General features: G+C 42.1%; 1 protein-coding gene. It reads left to right on the top strand.

The features are described 5' to 3' along the window. The coding region (locus tag Q1A70_RS20330) for a DNA topoisomerase (RefSeq protein ID WP_299695870.1) at nt 1-551 on the top strand (551 nt) is incomplete at both ends.

The raw sequence follows: 551 nt of genomic DNA, 5'->3' as shown, positions 1-551 counted from the left end.
ACCTTGGCTAATCAGGCTCATGAAAAGAGCTATTATTATGAACTGTACGGTACGTTTGATATTGAAGGGCTAAAGGTAAAAGGTAAATTACAGCCCAATGATGAGATTGACGTCGATGATAAAAATCGAATGATTGACCGACTCCAACTCGAACTCATAAAAGAAGCAGACAAAAGGGAAAAAGGCACGGTAGAAAAGCGAGAAATCAAAGAAGAGAAGCGCCAGCCGCCGATGCCTTTCAACTTGTCGAAACTGCAAATTACAGCGTCAAAGAAGTGGGGTTACAAACCAAAAGAAACTCTCGATATTGTTCAAAAATTGTATGAAACACATCAACTACTGACATACCCTCGAAGCGATAACCAATATTTGTCTGAAGCGCATTTAGAGAATGCGGAACACATTCTGACCGCGATTCAAAAAACCAGCCCAAACCTAGCGGCATCGATCCAGTCCGTCGAACCTACCTCTACCCATAAAGCCTTTGATAGTTCAAAAATAGAAGCGCATCACGCCATCATTCCAACCGAAAAAGACGGTGTAGGCATTGT

Origin of the sequence: uncultured Vibrio sp. (genome assembly GCF_947488985.1) — a bacterium.
Classification (GTDB): domain Bacteria; phylum Pseudomonadota; class Gammaproteobacteria; order Enterobacterales; family Vibrionaceae; genus Vibrio.
This window is presented reverse-complemented; position numbering and strand designations above follow the sequence as displayed.